This is a genomic window from Streptomyces sp. NBC_00090 (genome assembly GCF_045160815.1).
In the GTDB taxonomy this organism is placed as follows: domain Bacteria; phylum Actinomycetota; class Actinomycetes; order Streptomycetales; family Streptomycetaceae; genus Streptomyces.
The window spans coordinates 5,928,631-5,953,495 of the sequence record NZ_CP108224.1; the positions used below are offsets into that span (position 1 = coordinate 5,928,631).

Genomic DNA, 24,865 nt, shown 5'->3' on the forward strand with positions numbered 1-24,865 from the left:
CTGGAAGCATGGGTGAAGAGGAGCCTCGCACGACGCGGGACCCCCGGGTCGAGTTCACTTGCCCGGCCTGCGGCCGACCGCGCGCCACCGTGGCCACCCGGCACAAGGTCCTCGGGGCCTGGGTGCCGGAGTGGCACGTACAGCCCTGCGGCAATCCGGAGTGCCGACTGCACGAGGGTGCGGAAGCCGCCAGCACGCAGGTGACCGGCAAGAACGGTGAGATCGGGAGAAGTCCGACCACTGGGTGACCGGACGAGCGCCGGAGCCGGTCATACCGCTACAGTCCGCGCATGTCATCGGAGTCGACGGAAGTCTGGACCGGCTGGTACCGGGACCGCAGCGGCGCGGAAGCGATCGTCATCACGGCCGACGGGCGGCGGGTCGCCACCCGGATCAGGGGGGTCGAGTACACGGGCGCGACCTTCGCCGCGCTCAGCGCTGCCGAGGAGGGCGGGCAGGCCCTCGGAGGCTGCGTGCTGGAGTGGGACCTGCCGCTCCCCGTCGTCATGGACGGCGTCTCCCAGCCGGCCACCCTGAGCTGCCTGCTGACGCTCGGTGAGCGCTCGGACCTCAGCCTGACGCTCCACTACGGTGGCGCCGCCTTCGAGTCGTGCGTCGCCGGGGGTGACTTCGACGGGGCGCTCGAACGGGTCCGGCGCCAGCTTCCGCCCGGTGCGGACTTCGGCCGCCGTCTTCTCCAGGCGGCCTGACACCCCCGCGTCCCGGACCCGGTCCCGGACCCCGAACCCGAACGCCGGACGGCGGCGCCCCTCGCGGGGCGCCGCCGTCTTCTTCGTGCGGGGAGATCCCCCGGGGCCGGACGGTCAGGTGGCCGGACGGTCAGGAGGTCTTGAAGGCGGAGGCGAGCCCGTACCGCCACAACTGGTCGACGCGGGAGCGCTCCTGGGCGTTCGGCTGGGCGTTCTGGCAGGACGTGCCGGGGCCGCCGCCCGACATCAGCTCGCTGCACGGGCCGCTGTAGTGGTCCGGCAGGCCGAGGACGTGGCCGGTCTCGTGGGCGGTCACCCGGGTGGAGTTGTACTGCTGGTTCTGCCGGTAGTCGAGGAAGATGTAGCCGCTGCCGTGACCGTCGGTGCTCGCGTACGAGCCGCGCGAGTCGTTGCCCTCGTAGTACCGGAAGTCCGGGTTGCTGCCCTCGACGAGCCGGACGTTCACCACCGAGCTGTTCCATATCTGGGTGGAGCGGGCGATCTGGGTGCGGAAGGTCGGCGCGTTGGACGCGCTGTAGACGACGGTGACGGCGACCGCGCCCGGGTTGGCGGCCCGCTTCTTCGCCACCGACTTCACGACGGCGTCGAAGAAGGCCTGGTTCGCCCTGGCCTCCTCGGCCGACCCGGCGTACGCCACGGTGGCGGCGCCGGCGTCCACGGCCGCGGCCGGGGCCGTGCCGAGGGAGGCGGCGAGACCGAGGCCGAGGGCGGCGGTCAGCACGGAGTTGAGGACCTTGGGGTGACGCATGGGGGGCTCCTCCTGTAGGGGGTCGGAGCGAGTCTCGGGGAAGCCGGGGCGGGTGGGGATGATGTCAACCACCGATAGCCCGCTCGCATCACCCTCGCCGCGGGCATGTAACTGCCTTGCAAACCAAGGTATTTGACGCCATCCGGCTGTCTGGTGCGACGCAGGCCGCCGCCCTACCCTCGGGGCATGGAGCTGGAGGTGAGACATCTGCGCGCGCTCTGCGCCATCGCGGACGCGGGCAGCCTGCACAAGGCGGCGCGGCAACTGGGCATGAGCCAGCCCTCGTTGACCACCCAGCTGCGCCGGATCGAGAACTCCCTGGGCGCCGAGCTCTTCTCCCGCGGCCGCACCGGCTGCCTGCCCACCCCGCTCGGCCGCTCCGTGCTCAGCCGCGCCCGCCCCCTGGTCGCGGACATGGCCGCACTGGTCACCGAGACCCGGGCCGCGGTCGCCCGCGCCGACGGCCCCGGACTCCGCGTCGGCTCCACCGCCAGCCGGGCGCTCCCCGGCTGGCTGCGCCGGCTCCGCCAGCGGCTGCCCGGCACCGACGTCGGCCTCCGGGTGGACGTCTCCGCCAACGCGCTGCTGCGCACCGTCGCCGACGGCCAGCTCGACGTGGCCTTCGTCCACGAGGTCGAGGGCTGCCCGTTACGGGTCCCCGAGGGCCTGCAGCGGCGGGTCCTGGTCGCCCGCGAACCGCAGTTCGTCTCCATGGCCCGCGACCACCCCGCCGCCGCCCGGCCGGTGGTCGACCTCGCCGACCTCGCCCGCGACCACTGGATGGTCGACCCGACCGTGGACGGCGAATGGGACGGCCTCCGACGGGTCCTGAGCGCCGCCGGCATCGACCCGCCGCTGCTCCACGGCGACTACCACACGGCCGCCTCCCTCATCGTCCTCGGCGAGGCCGTCGCCCCCTGCCAGCCGACCTCGGTCCCGCGCGAGGACATGGCGATCCGGCCCCTGCGCGGCGATCCGCTGGCGGTCCGGCTCCTGCTGTACGCGCGCCCCGGGGCGGCCCTGGACACGCTGTACGCGGAACTGGCCGCCGCCTACCGCGAGGCCGCCCTGCGGGCCGTCCCGTACCGCGAGTGGCTGTGCCGCCAGGGCGCGGAGGCCGGGCTGTCGGTGGGACCGTGCATGATGACCGTATGAGCGATCCTGACGGTGGCGGCGGGACGGCCGTCGTGCGGCACGCCCGCCCCGAGGACCTGGGGCGGGTCGTCGAACTCGTCGCCGAGCACGCCGCCTACGAGAAGGCCGCGCCCCCGGCGCCGGACCTGGCGACCCGCCTCTCCCGCCTCCTCTTCGGCGCCGGGTCCCGCCTCCGCTGCCTCGTCGCCGAGCTCCCGGACGGCAGCCTCGCGGGCTATGCCACCTGCGCGCCCGAACTCTCCACCTGGGACGGCGCCGAGTACCTCAACATGGACTGCCTCTACCTCACCTCCACGGCCCGCGGCCACGGCCTCGGCCCCCGCCTGGTCGAGGCCGTCCGGGAGGAGGCGCGCGCCCTGGGGCTGGCGGAGACCCAGTGGCAGACCCCGGCGTGGAACGAGGGCGCGATCCGCTTCTACGACCGCCTCGGCGCCACCTCCAAGGAGAAGCGCCGCTTCAGCCTCCCGGTGGAACCGATCCAGGGATCCCAAGCCTCAAGCCTCAAATCCTCGCCGACGCCGGCGAGGTCGGCTACGACGCCCTCGCCCTTTCCGGTGACGGAACACCTGCGGGGCTGACGCGGAGACACGAAGGGGCCCGACTGCCAGGCAGCCGGGCCCCTTCGCGCAGGAGGGGAAGGTCAGGCCTTCTTGGTCTCCCAGAAAATGCGGTCGATCTCGGCGATGAGCTCCAGCGCCTTCTCGCCCGTCTTCGGGTCGGTCGACGCCTTGGCGGCCGAGAGGGCCTTCAGGGTGTCGTTGACCAGCTGGTTGAGCTCGGGGTACTTCTCGAAGTGCGGGGCCTTGAAGTAGTCGCTCCAGAGCACGGAGACGTGGTGCTTCGCGAGCTCCGCGCGCTGCTCCTTGATGACCGTGGCGCGGGCACGGAAGTGCGCGTCCTCGTTCGCCAGGTACTTCTCCTGGACAGCCTTGACCGACTCGGCCTCGATGCGGGCCTGGGCCGGGTCGTACACGCCGCACGGGAGGTCGCAGTGGGCGCTGACCTTCACCTTGGGGGCAAACAGGCGGGAGAGCATTGAGCCGTCCTTCCTCGTGATCGTCTTCTCAGGTGGGACATTACTCGGTGAGAAGGGCGTTTTCGCGGGCGCCCCCTGGGGCTTAGGTCAAAAGTCCAGGGTCACCATGGGACTCGTGTACGAGTGGACGAGGCGAGTCGGCGGGAGGATCGGCTAGTGGGCCGGGAGTGCGGATGAGGGAATCGGGGCCGGAGCGGGTGGAAGGGGCCGGGGCGCCGTTCGGGATCGCCGAGGTGACGGGGGTGTCGATGGTGCCCACGCTGCTTCACGGCGATCAGTTGCTCGTGCACTACGGCGGACGGTTGCGGCCGGGTGTCGTGGCCGTGCTGCGGCATCCGCTCCAGCAGGATCTGCTCATCGTGAAGCGGCTGATCGAGCGACGCGACGGCGGCTGGTGGGTGCTGGGTGACAACCCGGATGCCGAGGGGGACAGCCGGGTCTTCGGGGCCGTACCGCCCGAGCTGGTTCTCGGGCGGGTGCGGGCGCGGTACCGGCCGGTGACGCCGGGGCGTCAGCGTTCGGCCGGGGTGGTGCTCTCCTGGCTGGTCTCGGCGGTCAGGCCCGTGTGGTCGGACCGGTCGGCCTCCAGGCGCTTGCGGGCCCGGTAGGCGGCCACGTTGGCGCGGGTCGCGCAGCGGTCCGAGCAGTACCGGCGGGAGCGGTTGGTGGAGGTGTCGAGGTAGGCGTTGCGGCAGGGCGGCGCCTGGCACAGGCCGAGCCGGTCCGCGCCGAACTCCGTGAGGTGGAAGGCGAGGCCCATCGCCGCGATGGCCGCGTAGCCCGCGGTCGCGTTCGAAGGGTGGTCGGCGAGGTGCATGTGCCAGCGGGGGCGGCCCTCCTCGTCGAGGGTGTCGTGCCCGGAGATCTGCGGGCTGACCGGGAACTCCAGGAGCAGCGAGTTCAGCAGGTCCACGGCCCCCGTGTGGTCGCCCTCGTCGGCCGCGGTGAAGACCGCCCGCAGGCGGGCGCGGACCGAGCGGAAGCGGGTCACGTCGGAGTCGGTCGCCCGCCGGGCCATCTGGGTGGCCGGTCCGAAGAGGTCGCGGATCACCTCGACGGAGGTCAGGGCGTCCTTGTTGCGAGCCGGCTCCTCGGTGTTGACCAGACGCACGGCGTAATCCGAGTAATAGGCCAGTTCCACTTGTAGTCCTTACTCCGGCGGGCTAGGGTCTCGGTCGGAAGGGGTAACGCCTGTTTCCCCTTCGAGGGTATTACGAAGAGGGGAGGGTACGGCGATGACCGGAACCGACTGGGCGGCCTGGCAGCAGAGCTGGGACCGTCAGCAGGAGTGGTACATGCCGGACCGCGAGGAGCGGTTCCGCGTGATGCTCGACATGGTCGAGGCGATCGTGGGGCCGAAGCCCCGCGTGCTCGACCTCGCGTGCGGTACGGGAAGTATCACGGATCGGCTCCTCCAGAGGTTCCCGGAGGCGACCAGCACCGGCGTCGACCTCGACCCCGCCCTCCTCGCCATCGCCGAGGGGTACTTCGCCGGCGACGAGCGCGTCACCTTCGTCAGCGCCGACCTCAAGGACCCCGCGTGGGCCGCGCGGCTGCCCCACGACTCGTACGACGCCGTCCTCACCGCCACCGCGCTCCACTGGCTCCACAGCGAGCCCCTGACCGCCCTCTACGGGCAGGTCGCCGGCCTCGTCCGGGACGGCGGCGTCTTCATGAACGCCGACCACATGATCGACGAGGCCACGCCCCGCATCAACGCCGCCGAGCGCGCCCACCGCCACGCCGTCATGGACCGCGCCAAGGCCTCCGGCGCCCTGGACTGGGCCGAGTGGTGGGCCGAGGCCGCCGAGGACCCGGTCCTCGCCGAGCCCACCGCCCGGCGCTTCGAGATCTACGGGGAGCACGCCGACGGCGACATGCCCTCCGCGCGCTGGCACGCCGACACCCTCCGCGCCGCCGGCTTCGGCGAGGCCCGGCCCGTCTGGGCCTCGCCCTCCGACACCCTGCTCCTCGCCGTGAAGTAGCCCCGAACGCGGGAAGGGGCGGTACGGGTCACCCCGTACCGCCCCTTCCCCGTATCCGTACGCGTTACAGCACCTTGGACAGGAACGCCTTCGTCCGGTCGTGCTGCGGGTTGCCCAGGACGTCCCGCGGGTTGCCCGACTCGACCACCACGCCGCCGTCCATGAAGACCAGCGAGTCGCCGACCTCACGGGCGAAGCCCATCTCGTGCGTGACGACGATCATCGTCATGCCCGACTCGGCGAGGTCCCGCATGACGTCGAGGACGTCACCCACGAGCTCCGGGTCGAGCGCCGAGGTCGGCTCGTCGAAGAGCATCAGCTTCGGCTCCATCGCCAGCGCTCGGGCGATGGCGACGCGCTGCTGCTGGCCGCCGGAGAGCTGGGTGGGGTAGTTCCCGGCCTTGTCGGCCAGGCCGACCCGGTCCAGCAGCCGCTCGGCCCGCTCGCGGGCCACGGCCTTGGACTCGCCCTTCACCTGGATCGGCGCCTCCATGACATTGCCCAGGGCCGTCATGTGCGGGAAGAGGTTGAAGCGCTGGAAGACCATGCCGATGTCCCGGCGCTGGGTCGCGACCTCGCTGTCCTTCAGCTCGTAGAGCTTGCCGTTCTTCTCCCGGTAGCCGACCAGCTGGCCGTCGACCGAGAGCCGGCCGCCGTCGACCCGCTCCAGGTGGTTGATGCACCGGAGGAAGGTCGACTTGCCGGAGCCGGACGGGCCGACGAGGCAGAAGACCTCGCCGTTCTGAACCTCCAGGTCGATGCCCCGGAGGATGTGGGCCGCGCCGTAGGACTTGTGGACGCCTTCGGCCTTGACCATGGGCTGGCCGGTCATCGTGACCCCTCCGGAGAGCGCTTGAACGTGAGCAGGTTCGCCTTGACCCGCTGCAGCGGGGTGGGCGGCAGGTTGCGGGTCGAACCGCGGGCGAAGCGGCGCTCCAGGTAGTACTGGCCGACGCTGAACACGCTGGTCAGGGCCAGGTACCAGATCGAGGCGACGAAGAGCATCTCCATCACGGCACCGGCCGTGCTGCCGATGTTCGACGAGGCCCGCAGCAGCTCGCTGTACTGCACGGCCGAGACCAGCGACGAGGTCTTCAGCATGTTGATGAACTCGTTGCCCGTCGGCGGCACGATCACCCGCATCGCCTGCGGGAGCACGATGCGGCCCATCGTCTTCGTCTGGGACATGCCCAGCGCGTGCGCCGCCTCGGTCTGACCCTCGTCGACCGACTGGATGCCCGCGCGGACGATCTCCGCCATGTAGGCGCCCTCGTTGAGGCCGAGGCCGAGCAGCGCCACCATGAACGGCGTCATGACGTCCACGGTCTCGTTCTTGTAGATCGGCCCGAGGTCGATGTACTGGAAGATCAGCGACAGGTTGAACCACACCAGCAGCTGGACGTAGACCGGGGTACCGCGGAAGAACCAGATGTACAGCCAGGCGACCGCGCCCGTCACCGGGTTATTGGACAGTCGCATCACGGCGAAGACGACGCCGAGGACGAGGCCGAGGGCCATCGAGGCGACGCTGATGATGATCGTGTTCCACATGCCGCTGATGACCGACGGGTCGAACACCTTGTCCCACACCGTGTCCCAGATGATGTTGCCCTGGGAGAAGGCGTAGACGAGCCAGCCGAGCAGTGCGACGACCACGACGGCGCTGACCCAGCGCCCGTAGTGCCGCACGGGGATGGCCTTGATCGCCTCGTACGGGGAGCCCGAGGCGCCGGACCCGGCCGGAGCGGCGGCCGGGTCCTTGCTGATCTTGTCAGTCACGACGACTGCCCTTCAGTGGAGCGGGGAGGTCACTTACCGGCGTTGACGGTGGCCGACTTCACGGCGCTGTCCTCGACGTTCCACTTCTTCAGCGCATCGGCGTAGGTGCCGTCCTTGATGATCGCGTCGAGGGCCTCCTTGACGGCGTCGCGCAGCTGGGTGTTCTCCTTCGAGACACCGATGCCGAAGAGGCCGACGTCGCTCTGGCTGCCGACGACCTCGAAGTCGTTGCCGCCGCCCGAGGTCTTCGCGATGTACGCGGCCACCGGGTAGTCGTTGAGGTCGGCCACGGCGCCGCCGGCCTTGACGCGGGTCTGGGCCTCGGCGTCGGTGTCGAAGGCCTGGATCGTCAGCTTGTTGGCGCCGCACTTCGTGGCCTGGGCCTTGAAGGTGTCCTCGTAGATCGTGCCGCGCTGGACGGCCACGGTCTTGCCGCAGAGGTCGTCGAGGGTGTTGATGCCCTGCGGGTTGCCCTTCTTGACCAGGAGGGAGACGCCGGAGCTGAAGTAGTCGACGAAGTCGATGCCCTTGCCGATCTTCTTCCCGTTGTCGTCCAGGCCCTCCTGGCGCTTCTTGTTGTCCGTCATCGAGGACATGATCAGGTCCTGGCGACCGGTGTAGATCGAGGTGATCAGACCGTCGAAGGTGCCCGAGGTGAACTTGAACTCGACGCCGAGCTGCTTGCTCAGGGCCGCGGCGATGTCGGGGTCGACGCCGACGATCTTGCCGCCCTCGGTGAACTCCATCGGAGCGTACGAGGCGTCGGTGCCGACCTGGATGACACCGGCCTTCTGGATGTCGGCCGGGAGCTTCGAGAAGAGCGGGGCGGCGTTGGTGGCCGCGGAGCCGCCGCTCGTCGGGGTCGCGGAGCCGCCCTCGGTCTGGTCGCCACAGGCGGTCAGCAGCACGGAGCCGACGACCGCGATGGCGGCGACCGCGGCAAGACGGGAAGTGCGGGTCTTGGCGGTCGTACAGCGCGTGGAGCGGGTCATGATCGGGTTCCTCCGGCGTGTGAGGGATTTGCCAGCTGGGTCACGGACGCGTCTTCGAGTGTCGTGACCTCGTGTGATTACGGCATCTTGCCATTCGGACTGCCTCAAACCGACGGCCACGGATGTCAAAATCGGGTAACGGGTGACCGCCGAATCCCGACAGGCCGGTACATCAAGGCCGGATCTTCTCCGGGATCCCTTCCCCACCACCGGAGAATCTCCGGTTTATCTCACCATTCGGGCGAGCCGAAGACCGCCATTCGGGTGCAGTACCCATCTATCGGGACATCGGGTGACGTGTCGCTCTCCGTCCCCGTCTCGATGCACTCGGTATGAGTCGCATCACCGAGTGGTTATGGACTCGTCTGCGGTGCCGTCCGTCCGGTAAGAAGGATCCTTACACCCCTCATCCGGGGCTCAGGGCGCGTTGTGCGGCGCGCCCGCGCGGCTGCCAGACAAGGCGGCCGCGGTGCCTCCCCACCCCTCCTCAACCAGGAGTGGCCACCCTCAAATGAAACAGACCTAAGGGGTCAACCCAATGGCAGCGGAGATCGTCAATCCTCGCAATGACAGCGGTACGGAAGGAGCTCCCGAGGAGCTCTTCGATCCTGTCTTCGCCCTCCACAGGGGCGGCAAGATGGCCGTGCAGGCCACCGTCCCCCTCCGGGACAAGGACGACCTGTCCCTCGCGTACACGCCCGGCGTCGCAAAGGTGTGCACCGCGATCGCCGAGCAGCCCGAGCTGGTCAACGACTACACCTGGAAGTCCCAGGTCGTGGCCGTCGTGACCGACGGTACGGCGGTGCTCGGCCTCGGCGACATCGGCCCGGAGGCCTCCCTCCCGGTCATGGAGGGGAAGGCCATCCTCTTCAAGCAGTTCGGCGGCGTGGACGCGGTCCCGATCGCCCTCGCCACCACCGACGCCGACGAGATCGTCGAGACGGTCGTCCGGCTCGCCCCGTCCTTCGGCGGAGTGAACCTGGAGGACATCTCGGCGCCGCGGTGCTTCGAGATCGAGCGCAAGCTCCAGGAGCGCCTCGACATCCCGGTCTTCCACGACGACCAGCACGGCACCGCGATCGTCACCCTCGCCGCTCTCCGTAACGCGGCGAAGCTGACCGACCGGACCCTCGGCGACCTGCGCGCGGTCATCTCCGGCGCCGGTGCGGCCGGAGTCGCCATCGCCAAGTTCCTGCTGGAGGCCGGCCTCGGCGACGTCGCCGTCGCCGACCGCAAGGGCATCGTCAGCCGAGACCGCGAGGACCTCACCCCGGTCAAGCGCGAGCTCGCCGAGATCACCAACAAGGCGGGCCTGGTCGGCTCCCTGGAGACCGCCCTCGCCGGCGCGGACGTCTTCATCGGCGTCTCCGGCGGCACGGTCCCCGAGGAGGCCGTCGCGTCCATGGCCCCGAACGCCTTCGTGTTCGCCATGGCCAACCCGAACCCCGAGGTCCACCCCGACGTCGCGCACAAGTACGCGGCCGTCGTGGCGACCGGGCGCTCGGACTACCCGAACCAGATCAACAACGTCCTCGCGTTCCCCGGCATCTTCGCCGGCGCGCTCCAGGTCCGGGCCTCCCGGATCACCGAGGGCATGAAGATCGCCGCGGCGAACGCGCTCGCGGACGTGGTCGGCGACAAGCTCGCCGCCGATTACGTGATCCCGTCGCCGTTCGACGAGCGGGTCGCCCCCGCCGTGACGGCCGCGGTGGCCGCCGCCGCCCGTGCGGAGGGCGTCGCGCGCCGCTGAGCTCGTTCCTGAGCCCCGACAGGGCCCCGTTCCGCACGCCGGGACGGGGCCCTGTCGCGTGCGGCGGAGGCATGTGTCACACGGGTGCGTGGTTCCGTCACGCGGCTGTCGGACCCTAGGGTCGGGGCCATGTTCGCTGCCTACGCCGCCCGAATCGACCGTGACCAGCCGCTGAACGGACTCGAATTGGGCGAACGCCCCGAGCCCGAGGTCCGGCCCGGCTGGACCACCGTCACCGTCAAGGCCGCCTCGCTCAACCACCACGACCTGTGGTCGCTGCGCGGGGTCGGGCTGCCCGAGGAGAAGCTGCCGATGATCCTCGGCTGCGACGCCGCCGGGATCGACGAGGACGGCAACGAGGTCGTCCTGCACTCCGTGATCGGCCAGACCGGCCACGGGGTCGGGCCGAACGAGCCCCGCTCCATCCTCACCGAGCGGTACCAGGGCACCTTCGCCGAGCGTGTGACCGTACCCAGCTGGAACGTGCTGCCCAAGCCGAAGGAGCTCTCCTTCGAGGAGGCCGCCTGTCTGCCCACCGCCTGGCTCACCGCGTACCGCATGCTCTTCACCAACGCCGGTGTACGGCCCGGGGACTCGGTGCTCGTCCAGGGCGCGGGCGGCGGCGTCGCCACCGCGGCTATCGCCCTGGGCAAGGCGGCCGGCCTGCGGGTCTTCGCCACCAGCCGCGACGAGGCCAAGCGCAAGCGCGCCGTCGAACTCGGCGCCGTCGAGGCGTACGAGCCGGGGGCGCGGCTGCCGCAGCGCGTGGACGCGGTCATCGAGACCGTCGGTGCCGCCACCTGGTCCCACTCGGTCAAGTCGCTGCGGCCGGGCGGCACCCTGGTCATCTCGGGGGCCACGAGCGGGGACCGCCCCGCGCACGCGGAGCTGACGCGGATCTTCTTCCTGGAGCTGAAGGTCGTCGGCTCGACGATGGGCTCCAAGGACGAGCTGGAGGACCTGCTGTCCTTCTGCGCCGCGACGGGGCTCCGGCCGGTCGTCGACGAGGTCCTGCCGCTGGACCGGGCGCGGGAGGGCTTCGAGAAGATGGCCTCCGGCGAGCTCTTCGGAAAGATCGTCCTGACGACCTCTTGATGGAGCGTCAGATGAGCTGATGGGATCTCCGGCACTGCGAACACACCGTCGTGCCGGAGGTTTCCCGTGCTCCCTGTGTTGCGATCGTTGCGATTGACCCTGACGGCCGGCGCCGTCCTCGCCGCGCTGCTCGCGCCGGCGACCGCCCACGCGGAGCCCGGTGGTGACGGCAGGTCGGCCGGCGTCCGCGAGGCCTCACCCGGCGGCATACCCGCACTGACCGACGAGCGCGGCCGCACCCTCACCCTGCGCGGCTGGAACGTCGAGGACAAGGCGAACCGCGGCGACGCCGCCCTCTCCGCGATCACCGAGAACCACTTCCGCGACATGCGCGCCAAAGGGTTCAACTTCGCCCGCCTCCTCGTCTTCTGGGACGACCTGGAGCCCCGCCCCGGCCAGTACAGCCAGACCTATCTGCGCAAGATCGAACGCGTCCTGGACTGGGCCGGGAAACACGACGTCAAGGTCCTCGTCGATGCCCACCAGGACGTCTTCGGCCCCGCCTTCGGCCACCGAGGGGTGCCCGCGTGGGCGACCAGGACCGACGGCCTGCCCTTCACCCCGCACCCGGACGACTGGTTCTCCGAGTACTTCGAGCCCGCCGTCCAGCGCGCCTTCACCCACCTGTACGAGGACGAGGACCTCAGGCTCGCCCAGGCCCGCATGTGGCGGGTGCTCGCCGACCGCTTCGAGGACCACCCGGCCGTCCTCGGCTACGACCTGATCAACGAGCCGATGGGCGAGGTGCGGGAGGGCGAGGACCTGGCGACGGCGGCCCGCCGCATCGAACGGGACCAGCTGACCGCCATGTACAACCGCCTCGCGGACGCGGTCCGGTCGGTCGACCCCGACAGCTGGATCTTCGTCGAGCCGACCCCCATCGTGGGCGAGGGCGTGCCCACCGGCCTCGGGCGGATCGACGACCCGAAGGTCGTCTACGCCCCGCACTTCTACAACACCGGCATGGAGGCGGGCGCCGACTACGACCCCGCCGCCGGCTGGATCGAGAACTACGAGCGGGCCGTCACCGTGTACCCCGCGGAGTACAAGGTGCCCGTGGTGGTGGGGGAGTGGGGCCCCCTCAACAACTCCCTGCCGAACATGAACCGCTTCTACCGCGAGGCGATGTCCTCCCTCGGCCGCTACAGCTCGGGCTGGGCGGGATACGTGTGGTGCTACGGCGGCGGCTACTGCGCGGTGGACGGCGCCGGCACCTTCCGCACGAACAAGGAGCTGACCGCCGAGCCCTACGCGGAGGCGGTCGCGGGCACGGTCCGCTCCGCGGCCTACGACCCGGCGACGGGGGTCTACCGCCTCGCGTACGACTCCGCGGGGCGGCGCGGCCCCCGGGTCACCGAGCTCTCCCTCCCGCCCGGCGACTGGCGGGTGACGGCCCGGGGCGGGGCGCTCGTGCTCCGCGAGGACCGGGGCAGGGCCTGGATCCTCGCGGCCCCGGGCGCCCGGGTGACGGTCACCGCCACCCGGGGCTGACCCCGAGCCGGCGCACCGTGCCCGGCGCCCCGCGCTCAGCTCTTGCGCTGGGGCCGCAGCAGTCCCGTGATCCGGATCGCCGCCGTCGAGAGGTGGCGGCGGGTCTCGGTCAGCTGCTCCTGGCTCACCCCGTGGTCGCGGGCCGCGTCCCGGATCTCGTCCCGGAAGCGGTCGAGCAGCCGGTCGAGATCGCGGCCCGGATCGCCCGAACCCTCCGTCTCCCGCGCCCACTCCGGAGTCTCGGCCTCGTCGACGGAGCCGACGGCATCCGCTGCGTCTGCGGCATCGGTGGCTTCGGTGGCTTCGGTGGCTTCGGTGGCTCCTGAGGCCGGAGCCGTGGCGAACGGCGTGTCCTTGGCCGCCGCCTTCGGGTGGGTCGTGCCCGCCACCAGCCCGCCGAGCTGGGCGGTGATGTCCGAGATGCCCTCCCAGACCCCCTTCGGCCAGTCGCCCCGCGCGAACCGGTCCTGGACCTCCTCCTGGACCTGCTGGGCGATCCGCTGGAACTCCTTCGCCTGGTGGCGGGCCGACTGGGCCTCCGCTTTGGCCTGGCGGGCCTGTTCCTTCCACTCCTGCTTGGCCCGGCGCAGCTCCTCCTTGGCGTCGGCGAACGACGAGGCCTCCGCCTGCCGGGTCCGGCCCGCCGCCGCGCGCATCTCGCTGCGCACCCGGCCGGCCGCGCCGCGCACGTCGTCGCGGATCTCCGCCGCCAGCTCGGAGACCGAGTCGCGGATCTCCTGCTCCAGGTCGGTCAGTTCGGCCCCGCGCCCGGCCAGCTCGGCGCGGCCCGCGTCGGTGATCGAGTAGACCTTCCGGCCGCCCTCGCTGGCGTGCGTGACGAGCCCCTCGGCCTCCAGCTTGGCCAGTCTCGGGTAGACCGTGCCGGCCGAGGGGGCGTAGAGCCCCTGGAAGCGCTCCTCCAGGAGCCGGATCACCTCGTAGCCGTGGCGGGGGGCCTCGTCGAGCAGCTTGAGGAGGTAGAGGCGGAGGCGGCCATGGGCGAAGACGGGCGGCATCTCAGAGCACCTTTCCGGTCGCGGAGGGAGCGGGGGAGGGGGTGGACCCGGTGTCCTCGTCCGCCTCGGGGCGGCGGAGCAGGGCGATGGAACCGGAGACGGTGGTGGCCTTGAGTGTGCCCCGGCCCGAACCGAGGGTGCCGGTGATGGACTTGGTGCCCCACTGGCCGCCCACGCGCAGATCCTCGAAGGCGTTCGACACGGAACCGCTCGTGGTGCTCGCCTCGACCTTGGCGTCGGCCGGGTGCGGCAGCCGGATGGCGACCTCGCCGGAGACGCTGGTGAGCCGTATGTCGGCCGGCGGCCCGTCGAGCTCGGCCGGGTCGAGGTCTATCACCATGTCACCGCTGACCGTTTCGGCCTTCACGGAGCCGCCCGCGCCCTCGATCACCGTGACGGAGCCGGTCACCGAGGTGATCCGCAGGGCGCCCGTGACCGACTGGGCCTCCAGGCTCCCGGAGACGCTCTCGGCGCGGACCGGGCCGGAGAGGCCGAGGAGGGTGGTGTCACCCGTGACGCCGCGCACCTCCGTACGCCCTCTGATGCCGGAGACGACCGCCTCGGCGGCGACCGCGCCCACCTCGACGTCGACGCCCGCGGGGACGGCGACGGAGACGACGGCGCGGCGCCGGTGTCCCTTGCGGTCGAGCCACTTGAGGAGGCTCTTCCAGTGCAGGTCCTCATAGGTCACGGTCAGGGTGGAGCCCTCCTGCGACACGATCAGCGGCGGGCCCTCGATCTCGGAGATCTCGACGCGGGCGGAACTCTCGTCCGTCCCCACCACGTTCACCGTGCCGTTGACGATGAGGACTCGCAGGCGCGTCACGGGATCGGCCGGCGCCAGTTTCGTCGGCTCGGTGACGGACCACTCTGTCATGGTGCTGACCTCCCGCTTCGGCAACGCAACATATCGTGACTCTCGATAGACACGATATATCGCGGCCAGAGGAAGTCAACCCTGACTCTCCCCCGATACGTAGGGGGCAATCACCGCCGTACATGGACAAATTGGCTAGCGTGGGGCCATGAACGCGACACCCGGATCGAGCCCCTCAGGGGCGCTGCTGCTCTGCCGTGCCGACCCCGCCGCGGTCAGGCCGCCGGCCCAGCTGCTGAGGGAACAGCTGCTCCTCGCCCCCGCGGGCGACGACTGGAGCGTGCTCGTACCGGAGGGGAAGCCCTGGCTCCACGGCGGCGAATCCGTCGAGCAGGTCGTCACCGGCTGGGGCACAGCCCTCGCCGTCTCCGCCGCGACCTGGCCCGTCCTCGCGCTGTGGTGGGACCGAGACCGGGCCGGGATCACGCTCGCCGCGGGCTTCCGCCGCACCGTCGGCTACACCTGGCTCGCGGACGGCACCCCCGTCGGCGAGGACGAGGCCATGCGTACCTTCGCCGCCCGCCTCGGCCTCGACCCCGTCCTGGACGTGCAGGCCCTCGAACCGCTCACCGCACCCGACCCGGACGCCGACGCCGACAGCCGGCTCGTGGGGATCGTCGTGGTCCTCGCCCGCACCGGCCTCGCCCTGCCGACCGGGCTCGTACCCGGCGACAGCGCCGACCGGCTCCGCTCCGTCGCCCTGGCCCAGGGCGCCGAACAGCTCGAATGGCACGGCTGGCGCGACACCGTGCGCGCCGAACTGGAGGTGGTGGAGGAGGGGCCCCTCGGCCCGTACCTGCGCGGCCCCAAGGCGCGCGTACTGGGCGGGGCGCAACTCGCCGCGGGCGTGCCGCTGCTGATCTGGGGCATCGGCCGGCGCAGCGGCGGCTGGGCGACGGCGGGGGCACTGCTCGTCGCGCACGGCGCGCTCGGACTCGTCTACGACCGGCTGCGGGACCGCTGGCCCCGGGACCGTTGACCCCGGGGCCGGCCGCGCAACCGGCCGCGCAACTGACCCCGGAACCGACTCCGCAACTGACCCCGCGGCTGACCGCGAGGCCGGGAACGCTGCCTACTCGTCCTCGTCCTCGTCGTCGTCCAGACGGGCAAGCCAGGTCGCGAGGCGCTCGACCGGCACCTCGAAGTCGGGGTTGAGATCGACGAAGGTCCGCAGCTGCTCGGCGAGCCACTCGAAGGTGACCTCCTCCTCGCCGCGCCGCTTCTCCAGTTCCTCGATGCCACGGTCGGTGAAGTACATGCGATCAGGATAGGCCGTACCTCTCACGTCCCCTGTCGCCCGTCAGTCCCACCGATTAGCCTTCTCCATCATCGTTTCGGGGAGCGGGGGCCTGCCGTGGCACACGGGATCGCTCGAATTCGGCTGGACGACGGAACGCCCGTGTGGGCGCGGATCAGCGAGGCGGAGGAGCTCGGCAGGGGCGGCGGGTTCCAGGACACCGGCGTCAGGGACCGGGTGGTCTCGATGGCCGGAGGACTCACGGACGTGGTGCGCGGGGTGGTCGGCTCGCTGCGCGCGGGGCTCGAACCGCAGGGACCGGTGGAGGTCGCCGTCAGCTTCGGCATCGAACTGTCGGCGCAGTCGGGCAAGGTGATCGGGGTCCTCGCGGACGGCGCGGGCAAGGCATCCGTGAACGTCTCCCTCACATGGACCGAACCGGGCCCGGAACCGGCTCCGGAACCGGCTCCGGAACCGGCTCCGGAACCGGCTCCGGAACCGGCTCCGGAACCGGCTCCGGAATCGGGCCCGGGTCCGGAACCGGACCCCGCGGCCACCGCCGCACCCGGCCCCGAGAGAGGCCCGGACGGGCGCCCGGCGGCCGATGGCGCGGCATGAGCGCCTTCGACGCTCTCGTGCGCCCCGCACTGGTACGCATCGCCGCTCCCGGCGGCGGGTATGACCCGCTCGGCGACCGGTACTGGGGCACCGGCTTCTTCATCGCCCCCGGCTGGGTGCTGACCTGCGCCCATGTCGTGGCCGAGGGGGGAAGCGCGGTGTGGAGGAGCGAGCCGGCCGTCGGCATCACCTGGGAGGACGGCAAGACCACCCGTGAGACCACGGGCACGGTCGTGCTCGCCCTCCCGCGCCCCGACCGGCCCGAGGACCCGCCGGACCGCTGGGCCTTCCCCGACATCGCGCTCCTCCGCGTGCCCGGCACGCAGAAGGCGTCCTGCGTGCGCCTCAGCGAGCGCCCGGCGGTCTGGCCGGCCGCCGTCAGCCTGCACGGCTGGTCCAGGGAGACCGGCGAGCTCGGCATCCGGCACGTCCACGGCACGCTCAACGGCAGCGACGGGCAGGCGCTCGTCACCCGGGGCGTGATGCCCGTCGAGGGCTGCTCGGGCGGCCCCGTCGTCGACCACGCCCAGGGCGCCGTCGTCGGGCTCAACAAGGGCCGGGGGGCCGACGGAGGCGCCGTCGTGCCCGTCACCGCCCTGCGCGCACTGCACGACCTCCCCGGCGGCGAGGCGATGGGCGAGGCGCTGCGCGCCCACGACCGCTACCACCTCGCCCGCTACCGCTCACTCGACGACCGGCCCGACTGGACCCGCGCGCAGCTGCTGTTACCCGGCACCCAGGGGGCCGGCCCCGGCCTGCGCACCCAGCTGCACGGCCACTTCGCCGAACTGCCCGCGCCCACCGCCCCCGGCGAGATCATGAACCTGATCGACCAGGTGAAGGCCTGGATCAGGGACGACAGCCTGCCGGACGCGCTGGAGGACGACCCGCGCACATGGAGCGAGGGTGCCGGGCTCCTGCGCGGCCTGCGCGCCCCCCGCCGCGACGAGGCGCGCGACCTCGACCTGGACGCCGTGCTCCTGTACGCGGCCCACGTCGTCCGGCACCTCGCCGGGCGATACGGCGAGCGGGCCGACACGGCGGGCCTCACCCGCTGGATCGTCGACGAGTCGGGCGACGCCGACCGCCACCTCCGGCGCGAGATCGACCGGCTCGTCACCCCCGGCAGGCCCGCCCCGCTCTCCGTACGCGAACCACGCGCGCGTGCCGACGTCCTCCTGGAGATCGACACCCCCCGCTACGACCGGCGCTATCCGTGGCGGGTCAAGCTGCTCCTCGACGGGCACACGGTCAGCCCGCTGCACTGCGACGACCGAGGCGTCGAGCGCGCCAGGCTCCGGGAGACCCTGCGTGAACCCCTCGCGGACGCCCTGCGGCGCGGAGACAGCGGCGCGCACCTGGCAGCCGTCGAGGCGGTGCTGCCGCGCGAGCTCTTCGACGAACCGCTCGACACCTGGCGCCTCGAACCCTCCCAGGAGCCCGAGGACGCCTGGTCGGCCACCCTCGGCCAGCGCAGGATCGTGGTCATCCGGGATGCCCGCCGCCACGACAGGGAACCGTCCCCCGAGTGGCGCGACCGCTGGGAGGCGGCGGAGCGCGGGCCGCTGCGCGCGGCCCCGCTGCGCGCCGAGGTGCCCGGCGCGGGCCGGGACGCCCACACCGCGCGCGTGCACCGGGAGACCTGGGCGGAGACCTACGACCGGCTCCGCGAGGCCGAGGGCGGCATCGTCCCCGTCTACTGCGGCCCGGTGGGCAGCGGCGACGGACTCATGGCGATGAACGCGGCGCTCACCGCGGGCCACCCGCTCGCCCTCTGGCGGACCGGCGCCCACGACCACACCGACTGCGAGGAGTTCCACGAGCGGGCCCACCGGCTGCTCCTCAAGGCCGAGTCGGCCCAGGGGCTGCGCAACCCCGTCCGCTCCCTGCGCACCCGCGCTCCCGACCGGTCCGCCCTGGCCTGGGCCGAGACCATCGCGGTGCTGTACGACCCGCCCGACCGCCCACCGCACGGCGGGCGCCTGGAGGTCCCGCCGCTGCTCGGCGAGGGGGACGAGTGACCCGGGGCGCCGACCCGCGAACGGGTCCGCGTACAGACCCGCGAACGGACTCGCGAACGGGGCCGCGAACGGGGCCGCGAACGGACCCGCGAACGGACCCGCGAACGGACCCGCGAACGGACCCGCGAACGGACCCGCGAACGGACCCGCGAACGGACCCGCGAACACGCCCGCGAAGGGGCCGGATTGAGGGTCGGCAGGCTCCCGCGCCGGGCGGTACGTTCTACGGGCCCGGCATCGACACCACAGCCAGGAGGAGTCCATCGTGAACGATTGGCGGATCTACCGTGGTGCCGGTCTTCCGCACGACGAGATACAGCGACTGCCCGCCCCGCCCCCCTGGCGCGACTTCTCGGCCGGCGGTGCCGACGACACCCTGGCCGGCTCCGACCGACGGCTGGGCGTCCGGCGGCGACTCGTCCAGAACCACCACCCCCGGCCCGCCGAGACCGACGCGGTCAACGCCGCTCTGTACCTGCGGCGTCCGCTCCTGGTCACCGGCAACCCCGGCACCGGCAAGTCCACCCTCGCCCACGCCGTCGCCCACGAGCTGCGCCTTGGCCGCGTACTGCGCTGGCCGATCGTCAGCCGTACGACCCTGCAGGACGGCCTCTACCGGTACGACGCCATCGGCCGCCTCCAGGACGTCCAGCTGGAGCGCGCCCAGGCCGGGTCGCCCGGTTCCGCCGCCGCGGCCCCGGCCGGCATCGGCTCGTACATCCGGCTCGGCCCGCTGGGCACCGCCCTGCTCCCCTCCGAGCAGCCCCGCGTCCTGCTCATCGACGAGCTGGACAAGAGCGATCTCGACCTCCCCAACGACCTCCTGAACGCCCTGGAGGAGGGCGAGTTCGCCATCCCCGAGCTGGAGCGGCTCGCCGACCGCGAGCCCGTCGTGGAGGTGCTCAGCGACGACGGCCGCAAGGTGCCCCTGTACGGCGGCCGGGTCCGCTGCACCACCTTCCCCTTCATCGTGCTCACCTCCAACGGCGAACGGGACTTCCCGGCGGCCCTGTTGCGCCGCTGCATCCGCCTGGAGCTCGAAGCGCCCGGCGAGGAGCAGCTCGGCGCCATGATCGAGGCCCACCTGGGGGCCGAGGCCGCGGCGGGGGAGGAGGAGCAGGGCATCGTCCGGCGCTTCCTCAACCGCGAGCCCGGCGAGGTGATCGCCACCGACCAGCTCCTCAACGCGCTCTATCTGACCCAGCACGCCTCCCGCGCCGAACGGGTGACGAGGGAGCGCATCGAGGACATGCTCATGCAGCCGCTCGACCAGCCGAGGTGAAGGACGGATGCACCGGAGGCATCTGGAGGAGCTCACCCGCAGACTGAGGGCGGGTGGCCAGGACCCGACCGCGGAGGACATCGCCGACGCCGTCTGGCTGTCGCGATGGCTGCCCGCCGCCTCCCGGGAGTCACCGGAGTCACCGGATTCGGACCAGGGATCGGGCCAGGAGCCGAGCCGGCGGTCGTCGCCGGGCGAGTCCTCCGGGGACCCTCGACTCCCCACCGAGGAGCGAGATCCGGCCAATCGTGACGCTCACGGGGAGCGATCCGGGGACGGGTCGACGGCGCCCGATTCCGTCTCCCTCGTCACGAGCACCGGAGCCACCGGAGGCAACGGAGGCCCCGGAGGTCACGGTGGCCAGGGAGGTCACCGAGGCCCCGGTGGTCATGGAGACCACAGAGGTACGGGAGGGGCCGGAGGAGACGCCGACCCCGGGGACACGGACAGCGCCGGGCGTACGGAGCGGGGCGCGACCCTGCCCGTCCGCGCCCCCGGCGCCAACGCCCTGCCCGGCCTCCTCGGCCTCCAGAAGGCCCTCCGCCCCCTGCGAGGCTACGCCCTCGTCCCGCACCGCCCCGGCGAGGGCAGCCTCGACGAGGAGGCCACCGCCGAGCGCAGCGCCGCCGCCGGCATCCTCACCCCCGTCCTGCGGCCCACCGCCGGCCGCCGCCCCGACATCCAGCTCCTCATGGACACCGGCCCCGCCATGGTCGTCTGGAGCCGCATGGTCGAGGAACTCCGCCAGGCCTGCCAGCAGTCCGGCGCCTTCCGCGACGTCCAGGTGCACCGGCTCCACGACACCGGCGACGGCCCCCCGCTCGTCACCACCACCTCCGGCGCCGACGGCCGGCCCCGGCTCCGCCCCGTCGACCAGCTCCACGACCCCACGGGCCGTCGGCTCACCCTCGTCGTCAGCGACTGCGTCGGCCCCCTCTGGCAGCGCGGCGCCGCCCAGGGCTTCCTGCGCCAGTGGCCCCGCCGCTCCCCGCTCGCCGTGGTCCAGCCGCTGCCGCCGCGCCTGTGGCCCCGTACCGCGCTCCCCGCCGAACCCGGGACCTTCACTCGCCCCGCGACCCCCGGCGGCCACACCCGCTTCCGCTCCGACGACGACCCCTGGGGGCCGCCCGCCCCCGGCCGCCGGGCCGTCCCCGTGCTCACCCCCACCCCCGAGGCCTTCGCCTCCTGGGCCCGGCTCCACACCGGCCACGGAGGCAACGCCGTACGAGGCTGGGCCGCCTGGCTCGACCCCGAGACGACACGGCCGCGCACCCCGAGGACCCCGCGCGCCCCGCGCGGCGACGAGGAGCTGCTCCGCGCCTTCCGGGCCAGCGCCTCACCCGGCGCGATCCACCTCGCCGTCCACCTCGCGGCGGCCCCGCTGACCCTCCCCGTCATGCAGCTGGTCCAGCGCGCGATGCTCCCGGACACCGGCCCCATGGAGCTGGCGGAGGTCCTGCTCAGCGGGCTCCTGCGGCGACTGCCCGGCCCCACCCCGTACCCCTGCTTCAGCTATCCGCCGGGCGTCCAGCAGCACTTCCTCGGTTCGCTCGACCCGAGCGCCGCCGCCCTCGTCCTCAAGCACTGCTCCGCATACGTGGAGCGGAACTTCGGCCAGGGCATGCGCAACTTCCCCGCGCTCGCCGCCGCCCGCCTCGCCGGCACCGAAGCCGAGGAGGGGTACGGGCCCGAGGTCGGCGCCACCGCCCTGCCCGAGGCGACGGACGAGCCCCTCGGGCCGGAGGGCGCCGAGACCGAGCTCTTCGCCCGCATCCCCGCGCGCGTGCTCCGCTTCTACCACCCCGACCTCATCACCCCCGACCCGCTCACCGAGGCCCGCAGCCTCCTCGCCCAGGGCCGCACCCAGTCCGACCCGGCCCTCCTCGCCGGTGCCCGCGAGCGTGCCGAGGCGGCGCTCCCCGCCGCCCCCGTCGAGGCCCGGACCGTCCTCGGACTCGTCCTGTACGCGGAGGCGGGCACCGCGCTCGCCCGACGCTCCCACCGGCGCCGCGAACTCCTCGACCGGGCCGCCGACATGCTCGTCGGCGCCGCCGGCCTGGCCCGGCCCGGCGGCGAGGCATGGGCCGAGGCCCGGCTCGAACTCGCCGTCGTCCACCACGCCCTGTGGCGCGACACCGACGAACCCCACCACCTCGACGAGGCCCTCGCCGCCCTCGCCGAGGACGCCGACCAGTGGCCCGAGACCGCCCGGCACACGCTCCATCTGCGCCGCGGGCGACTCCTGCTGGCCAGGGGCGACGGCGAGGCGGCGGCCGGAGAGCTGACCGCTGCCCTCGCCCTCCGGGAGAGCGCCGCCGTCCTCCTCGACCTCGCCGACGCCCTGCGCCTCACCGAGGCCGACCCGGCCCGCGTCGGACCCGTGCTCGACCGCGCGGAGCCCCTCATCGGCGACGGCCGCGCCCTGCGGCTCCGCTTCACGACCGCCCGGGCCAGGCTGTACGACACCGCCGGTGACGGGGCCGCCGCCGACGCGGCGTACGAGGAGGCCACCCTGCTCGCCCCCGCGGAGAGCGAGCAGCGCGGCCGGATCCTGCTGACCTGGGGCGAGTCACTGCTGCACCGGGCCGGCGCCGACACCGGCACCGCCCCCGTGGACCGGGCGGAGGGGGTCCTGCGCGAGGCCCTCACCCGGCTGCCAGCCGGCGCGCCCGAGCGGTCCGGGGCGCGGACCCTGATCGGCAGCGTGCTGGCGCTCCGCTTCCACCGCGCCGGGTTCCTGCCCGACCTCTTCGAGAGCCGCCATCTGCTCGAACAGGCCGTCCGCGGCACCGACGCCCCCGGGGCGCGCTCCGAGGCGTGGCTGCAACTGGGGCGGGTGAGGCTGGAGTTGTCCGAGTCCGCTCGGGACGGCGTGATCGGCGACGCCCTCACCGCGTACCGCAACGCCTGGGAGGACGCGCGCGCCGCCCACGGCGACGCCCCGGGCACGGTCACGGGCGCCCGTGCGTTGCACGCGCAGGGAGCGGTCCTGTGTCTGATGGGCCGACCGGTCAGGGCCCGCGCGGCGCTGCGGGCCGCCGACGAGCAGTGGCGGCGGTTGACGGGCCGGCTCGTGGAGGTGGACTGGGCCGATGTGGAGCGGACCAGGGCACTGCTGAGGGAGACGGAGGGGGCGACGGGAAGGGAGTACGGGAGGGCTTCGGCCGAGGAGCGGCGCAGGATCACGCCGCCCTGGTGGGCCTGGAGCGGCGCCACCGGATGAGCACCGGATGAGCACCGGGCGAACACCGGACGGGCACCGGACGAGCACCGGACGGGCTTCTTCGATCGGCTGGATAACGGGGGCGCGAATGGGCGCAGTTGAATCGAATGGGTTTCCGGTCTCCTGGCGTCGGGAAGAACCGCTGCGCCGCTACGACCGTGGGGGACAGGCGTCGGTGAGGAGGAGCCGAGAGTGTTCGAGCGTACGGAGTGGGCGACCGGTGTCGGCCGGAGTACCGGCCGGTCTCCGCGACTGCCCGATCTCGCCGCCGTCGATCTGCGGACCTTGCGCGTCATGGACGACGCCGTCCTCGGCGCGGCGGTCGAGAGAGTGCTGCTCCACCCCTCGGATCTGGTCGTCTCCTGGCCCGAGGACGCCCTCGTCGACTGACGCCCGGGCGCCCCGGACGTTTCAAGACGCCCGGGCGCCCCGGGCGCCCCAAGATGTCCGGGCGCCCCGAGTGCGACGCTCTCCGTCCCCGGTCGGCTGGTGCGTGACGGCAGCCCGCGCCCGGAGGCGGGAGTGATCGCCGCGCCGCCGCGCCCCGCGGCCTTCGCCGCGCTCGCGGCCACCCGTCCCGCCCGGGCCGGCGCGTCCTTCCTGCGCTCCGGGGCGCACGCCCGCCGCCTGCTGCTGCTCAAGGCCCTGCTGGTACGGGTGCGGCGCCATCGGGAAGAGGTCGCGCCCGAGACCCTGCGCGGCTTCGAGACGGCCTGGCGCCTTCTGGAGCGGACCGAGCGCGCGGCCCCCGCCGTGGTCCGTGCCGTCCTCGACTACCCGACCACCGGGGCCTGGCTCGCCGCCGCCCTGACCGAACCCGCGGGCCCCGGCCTCGACCGGCACCTGGCCCGCCTGGAACTGATCGCCGTCACCGCCGCCCTGCGCGCGGGCCGGCCGCTCGACCTCGTGGTCCAGGCCCCCGGCGGCGTGCTCTCGCTCCCGGGCGTCGGGAGCGTCCTGGTGGCCCCGGGCCCGGTCCGGCTCACCTCCCGCGCCCAGGTCGTACGGATCCACCCCGACGGCGAGCGAGGGGCCCCGGCCGCGCTCCTCCGTCTCACCGACGGCCGCGCGGGCGCCGTGACCGGCAGCGGCCCCGGCTGGCGCGACCTGCGCGGTCTGCCGGGCGGAGCCGCCACCCTGGAGGACCTGGACCCCTACCGGGTGCCGCCCGGCGGTGTGGGCACCCCGGCCCGGCTGGCGGCCGAGCGGCCGGACATCGACCACGCGGCCTGGTCGGGACACTGGCGCGCCGCCCGGGAGCTGCTGCGGCGTACCGACCGGGAACGGGCGGCGGAGGTCGGGCGGACGGTCGGCGCGCTCGTGCCGCTCGTCCCGCAGGGGCCGCGCTCCGTCGGCGCCACGCTCAGCGTCGCCCCCGGGGCCGTCCTGATGACGCCGTCGGCCGGCGCCTCCGACATGGCGGAGACCCTCGTCCACGAGCTGCACCACAGCAAGCTGTCCACCCTCCACGAACTCGTCCCGCTCTACCGGCCCGGCCGCGCGGTGCTGTACCGGGTCGGCTGGCGCACCGACGAGCGGCCGGTCGCCGGGGTCTTCCAAGGGGCCTACGCCCACCTGGCGTTGGCCGATCTGTGGCGGAGGGCGATGGACGCCCCGGGGGTGCCGGGACCGTGGAGCGCGCGGGCCGTCCAACAGTTCGACCATGTCCACGATCAGGTGGGCGAAGCGCTGGCGATGCTGCTTGAATCCGATGAACTGACCAATGAGGGGCGGGAGTTCGCCCGGCAAATGAGGCAGCTCCATGCGAGCCTCGGCGCGAGCCCCAGGGCCCGTGGGTAACACTGTGCCCACGGCACATGACACTGCGT

Annotated in this window: 25 protein-coding genes; 16 read left to right on the plus strand and 9 right to left on the minus strand. The window is 72.8% G+C overall.

The window, feature by feature from the left end; genetic code table 11:
- Positions 1-8 precede the first annotated feature (8 nt).
- Entirely contained in the window at positions 9-248 is a 240-nt protein-coding gene (locus tag OG361_RS26755; protein WP_405857483.1) for a hypothetical protein, read from the plus strand.
- A 42-nt stretch (positions 249-290) separates the two neighbouring features.
- Entirely contained in the window at positions 291-710 is a 420-nt protein-coding gene (locus OG361_RS26760) for a DUF6304 family protein (protein WP_405857484.1), read from the plus strand.
- A gap of 130 nt (positions 711-840) precedes the next feature.
- Here OG361_RS26760 and snpA read toward each other — a convergent pair whose 3' ends face one another.
- Positions 841-1,479, minus strand: coding sequence for a snapalysin (gene snpA, locus OG361_RS26765; RefSeq protein ID WP_384575182.1), 639 nt, complete (start codon positions 1,477-1,479; stop codon positions 841-843).
- Positions 1,480-1,665: 186 nt separating this feature from the next.
- On the opposite strand from snpA, the gene OG361_RS26770 reads away from it, so the two are divergent.
- Positions 1,666-2,634, plus strand: coding sequence for a LysR family transcriptional regulator (locus OG361_RS26770; protein ID WP_384575179.1), 969 nt, complete (start codon positions 1,666-1,668; stop codon positions 2,632-2,634).
- Positions 2,631-3,212, plus strand: coding sequence for a GNAT family N-acetyltransferase (locus OG361_RS26775; RefSeq protein WP_405857487.1), 582 nt, complete (start codon positions 2,631-2,633; stop codon positions 3,210-3,212). The genes OG361_RS26770 and OG361_RS26775 overlap by 4 nt, the downstream gene beginning before the upstream one ends.
- Before the next feature lie 62 nt (positions 3,213-3,274).
- Here the strand turns inward: OG361_RS26775 and sodN are convergent, their stop codons facing one another.
- Positions 3,275-3,670 carry a superoxide dismutase, Ni gene (gene sodN / locus OG361_RS26780; protein WP_015036129.1) on the minus strand — a complete coding sequence of 132 codons (396 nt, stop codon included), beginning with the start codon at positions 3,668-3,670 and terminating at the stop codon, positions 3,275-3,277.
- 173 nt (positions 3,671-3,843) lie between these two features.
- On the opposite strand from sodN, the gene sodX reads away from it, so the two are divergent.
- Positions 3,844-4,278 (plus strand): nickel-type superoxide dismutase maturation protease, encoded by a 435-nt coding sequence (gene sodX / locus OG361_RS26785; RefSeq protein ID WP_405857489.1) that lies wholly within the window; start codon positions 3,844-3,846, stop codon positions 4,276-4,278.
- Here sodX and OG361_RS26790 read toward each other — a convergent pair.
- Positions 4,182-4,811 (minus strand): CGNR zinc finger domain-containing protein, encoded by a 630-nt coding sequence (locus OG361_RS26790; RefSeq protein ID WP_405857491.1) that lies wholly within the window; start codon positions 4,809-4,811, stop codon positions 4,182-4,184. The genes sodX and OG361_RS26790 overlap by 97 nt on opposite strands.
- Positions 4,812-4,905: 94 nt before the next feature.
- Here OG361_RS26790 and OG361_RS26795 point away from each other — a divergent pair, with 94 nt between their 5' ends.
- Positions 4,906-5,655 carry a class I SAM-dependent methyltransferase gene (locus OG361_RS26795; RefSeq protein ID WP_405857493.1) on the plus strand — a complete coding sequence of 250 codons (750 nt, stop codon included), beginning with the start codon at positions 4,906-4,908 and terminating at the stop codon, positions 5,653-5,655.
- A gap of 64 nt (positions 5,656-5,719) precedes the next feature.
- Here the strand turns inward: OG361_RS26795 and OG361_RS26800 are convergent, their stop codons facing one another.
- Genes OG361_RS26800 through OG361_RS26810 form a run of 3 tightly spaced genes read right to left on the minus strand, consistent with a single transcriptional unit; the run spans position 5,720 to position 8,426 of the window.
- Positions 5,720-6,487, minus strand: coding sequence for an amino acid ABC transporter ATP-binding protein (locus tag OG361_RS26800; RefSeq protein ID WP_323182600.1), 768 nt, complete (start codon positions 6,485-6,487; stop codon positions 5,720-5,722).
- Positions 6,484-7,434: an amino acid ABC transporter permease gene (locus OG361_RS26805; RefSeq protein ID WP_405857496.1), complete on the minus strand. Its 951-nt coding sequence runs from the start codon at positions 7,432-7,434 to the stop codon at positions 6,484-6,486. The genes OG361_RS26800 and OG361_RS26805 overlap by 4 nt, the downstream gene beginning before the upstream one ends.
- A gap of 29 nt (positions 7,435-7,463) precedes the next feature.
- Complete coding sequence (locus OG361_RS26810) at positions 7,464-8,426, minus strand: ABC transporter substrate-binding protein (protein WP_405857497.1); 963 nt, start codon at positions 8,424-8,426, stop codon at positions 7,464-7,466.
- A gap of 538 nt (positions 8,427-8,964) precedes the next feature.
- On the opposite strand from OG361_RS26810, the gene OG361_RS26815 reads away from it, so the two are divergent.
- The 3 genes from OG361_RS26815 to OG361_RS26825 all read left to right on the plus strand — a co-directional run bounded on the left by OG361_RS26815 (position 8,965) and on the right by OG361_RS26825 (position 12,762).
- Positions 8,965-10,176: an NADP-dependent malic enzyme gene (locus OG361_RS26815; RefSeq protein ID WP_405857499.1), complete on the plus strand. Its 1,212-nt coding sequence runs from the start codon at positions 8,965-8,967 to the stop codon at positions 10,174-10,176.
- 129 nt (positions 10,177-10,305) lie between these two features.
- Positions 10,306-11,271 carry a zinc-binding dehydrogenase gene (locus OG361_RS26820; protein ID WP_384575151.1) on the plus strand — a complete coding sequence of 322 codons (966 nt, stop codon included), beginning with the start codon at positions 10,306-10,308 and terminating at the stop codon, positions 11,269-11,271.
- 87 nt (positions 11,272-11,358) lie between these two features.
- Positions 11,359-12,762, plus strand: a complete 1,404-nt coding sequence (locus OG361_RS26825) for a cellulase family glycosylhydrolase (RefSeq protein WP_405857501.1) — start codon at positions 11,359-11,361, stop codon at positions 12,760-12,762.
- A gap of 35 nt (positions 12,763-12,797) precedes the next feature.
- Here the strand turns inward: OG361_RS26825 and OG361_RS26830 are convergent, their stop codons facing one another.
- Together OG361_RS26830 and OG361_RS26835 are read right to left on the minus strand one after the other, a co-directional pair.
- On the minus strand, positions 12,798-13,778 hold the full coding sequence (locus OG361_RS26830; protein ID WP_405857503.1) for a helix-turn-helix transcriptional regulator: 981 nt from the start codon (positions 13,776-13,778) through the stop codon (positions 12,798-12,800).
- Position 13,779: 1 nt separating this feature from the next.
- The gene (locus tag OG361_RS26835) at positions 13,780-14,655 is read right to left on the minus strand and encodes a DUF4097 family beta strand repeat-containing protein (RefSeq protein WP_405857505.1); all 876 of its coding nucleotides are present in this window, start codon (positions 14,653-14,655) and stop codon (positions 13,780-13,782) included.
- A gap of 148 nt (positions 14,656-14,803) precedes the next feature.
- Here OG361_RS26835 and OG361_RS26840 point away from each other — a divergent pair, with 148 nt between their 5' ends.
- Positions 14,804-15,634 (plus strand): hypothetical protein, encoded by an 831-nt coding sequence (locus OG361_RS26840; protein ID WP_405857507.1) that lies wholly within the window; start codon positions 14,804-14,806, stop codon positions 15,632-15,634.
- A 93-nt stretch (positions 15,635-15,727) separates the two neighbouring features.
- Here OG361_RS26840 and OG361_RS26845 read toward each other — a convergent pair whose 3' ends face one another.
- Positions 15,728-15,913: a DUF6104 family protein gene (locus tag OG361_RS26845; RefSeq protein WP_018102711.1), complete on the minus strand. Its 186-nt coding sequence runs from the start codon at positions 15,911-15,913 to the stop codon at positions 15,728-15,730.
- Between the two features lie 96 nt (positions 15,914-16,009).
- On the opposite strand from OG361_RS26845, the gene OG361_RS26850 reads away from it, so the two are divergent.
- From OG361_RS26850 to OG361_RS26875, 6 genes are all read left to right on the plus strand, one after another.
- Positions 16,010-16,510 (plus strand): CU044_2847 family protein, encoded by a 501-nt coding sequence (locus tag OG361_RS26850; protein ID WP_405857509.1) that lies wholly within the window; start codon positions 16,010-16,012, stop codon positions 16,508-16,510.
- Entirely contained in the window at positions 16,507-18,531 is a 2,025-nt protein-coding gene (locus tag OG361_RS26855) for a trypsin-like peptidase domain-containing protein (RefSeq protein WP_405857511.1), read from the plus strand. Before OG361_RS26850 ends, OG361_RS26855 begins: the two co-directional genes overlap by 4 nt.
- 265 nt (positions 18,532-18,796) lie before the next feature.
- Positions 18,797-19,813, plus strand: a complete 1,017-nt coding sequence (locus OG361_RS26860; RefSeq protein ID WP_405857513.1) for an AAA family ATPase — start codon at positions 18,797-18,799, stop codon at positions 19,811-19,813.
- A gap of 7 nt (positions 19,814-19,820) precedes the next feature.
- Positions 19,821-23,036: an SAV_2336 N-terminal domain-related protein gene (locus tag OG361_RS26865; RefSeq protein WP_405857515.1), complete on the plus strand. Its 3,216-nt coding sequence runs from the start codon at positions 19,821-19,823 to the stop codon at positions 23,034-23,036.
- Positions 23,037-23,228: 192 nt separating this feature from the next.
- Positions 23,229-23,426 carry a hypothetical protein gene (locus tag OG361_RS26870; protein WP_405857517.1) on the plus strand — a complete coding sequence of 66 codons (198 nt, stop codon included), beginning with the start codon at positions 23,229-23,231 and terminating at the stop codon, positions 23,424-23,426.
- 99 nt (positions 23,427-23,525) lie between these two features.
- Positions 23,526-24,836: an HEXXH motif domain-containing protein gene (locus OG361_RS26875; protein ID WP_405857519.1), complete on the plus strand. Its 1,311-nt coding sequence runs from the start codon at positions 23,526-23,528 to the stop codon at positions 24,834-24,836.
- The last annotated feature ends 29 nt before the right edge of the window (positions 24,837-24,865 follow it).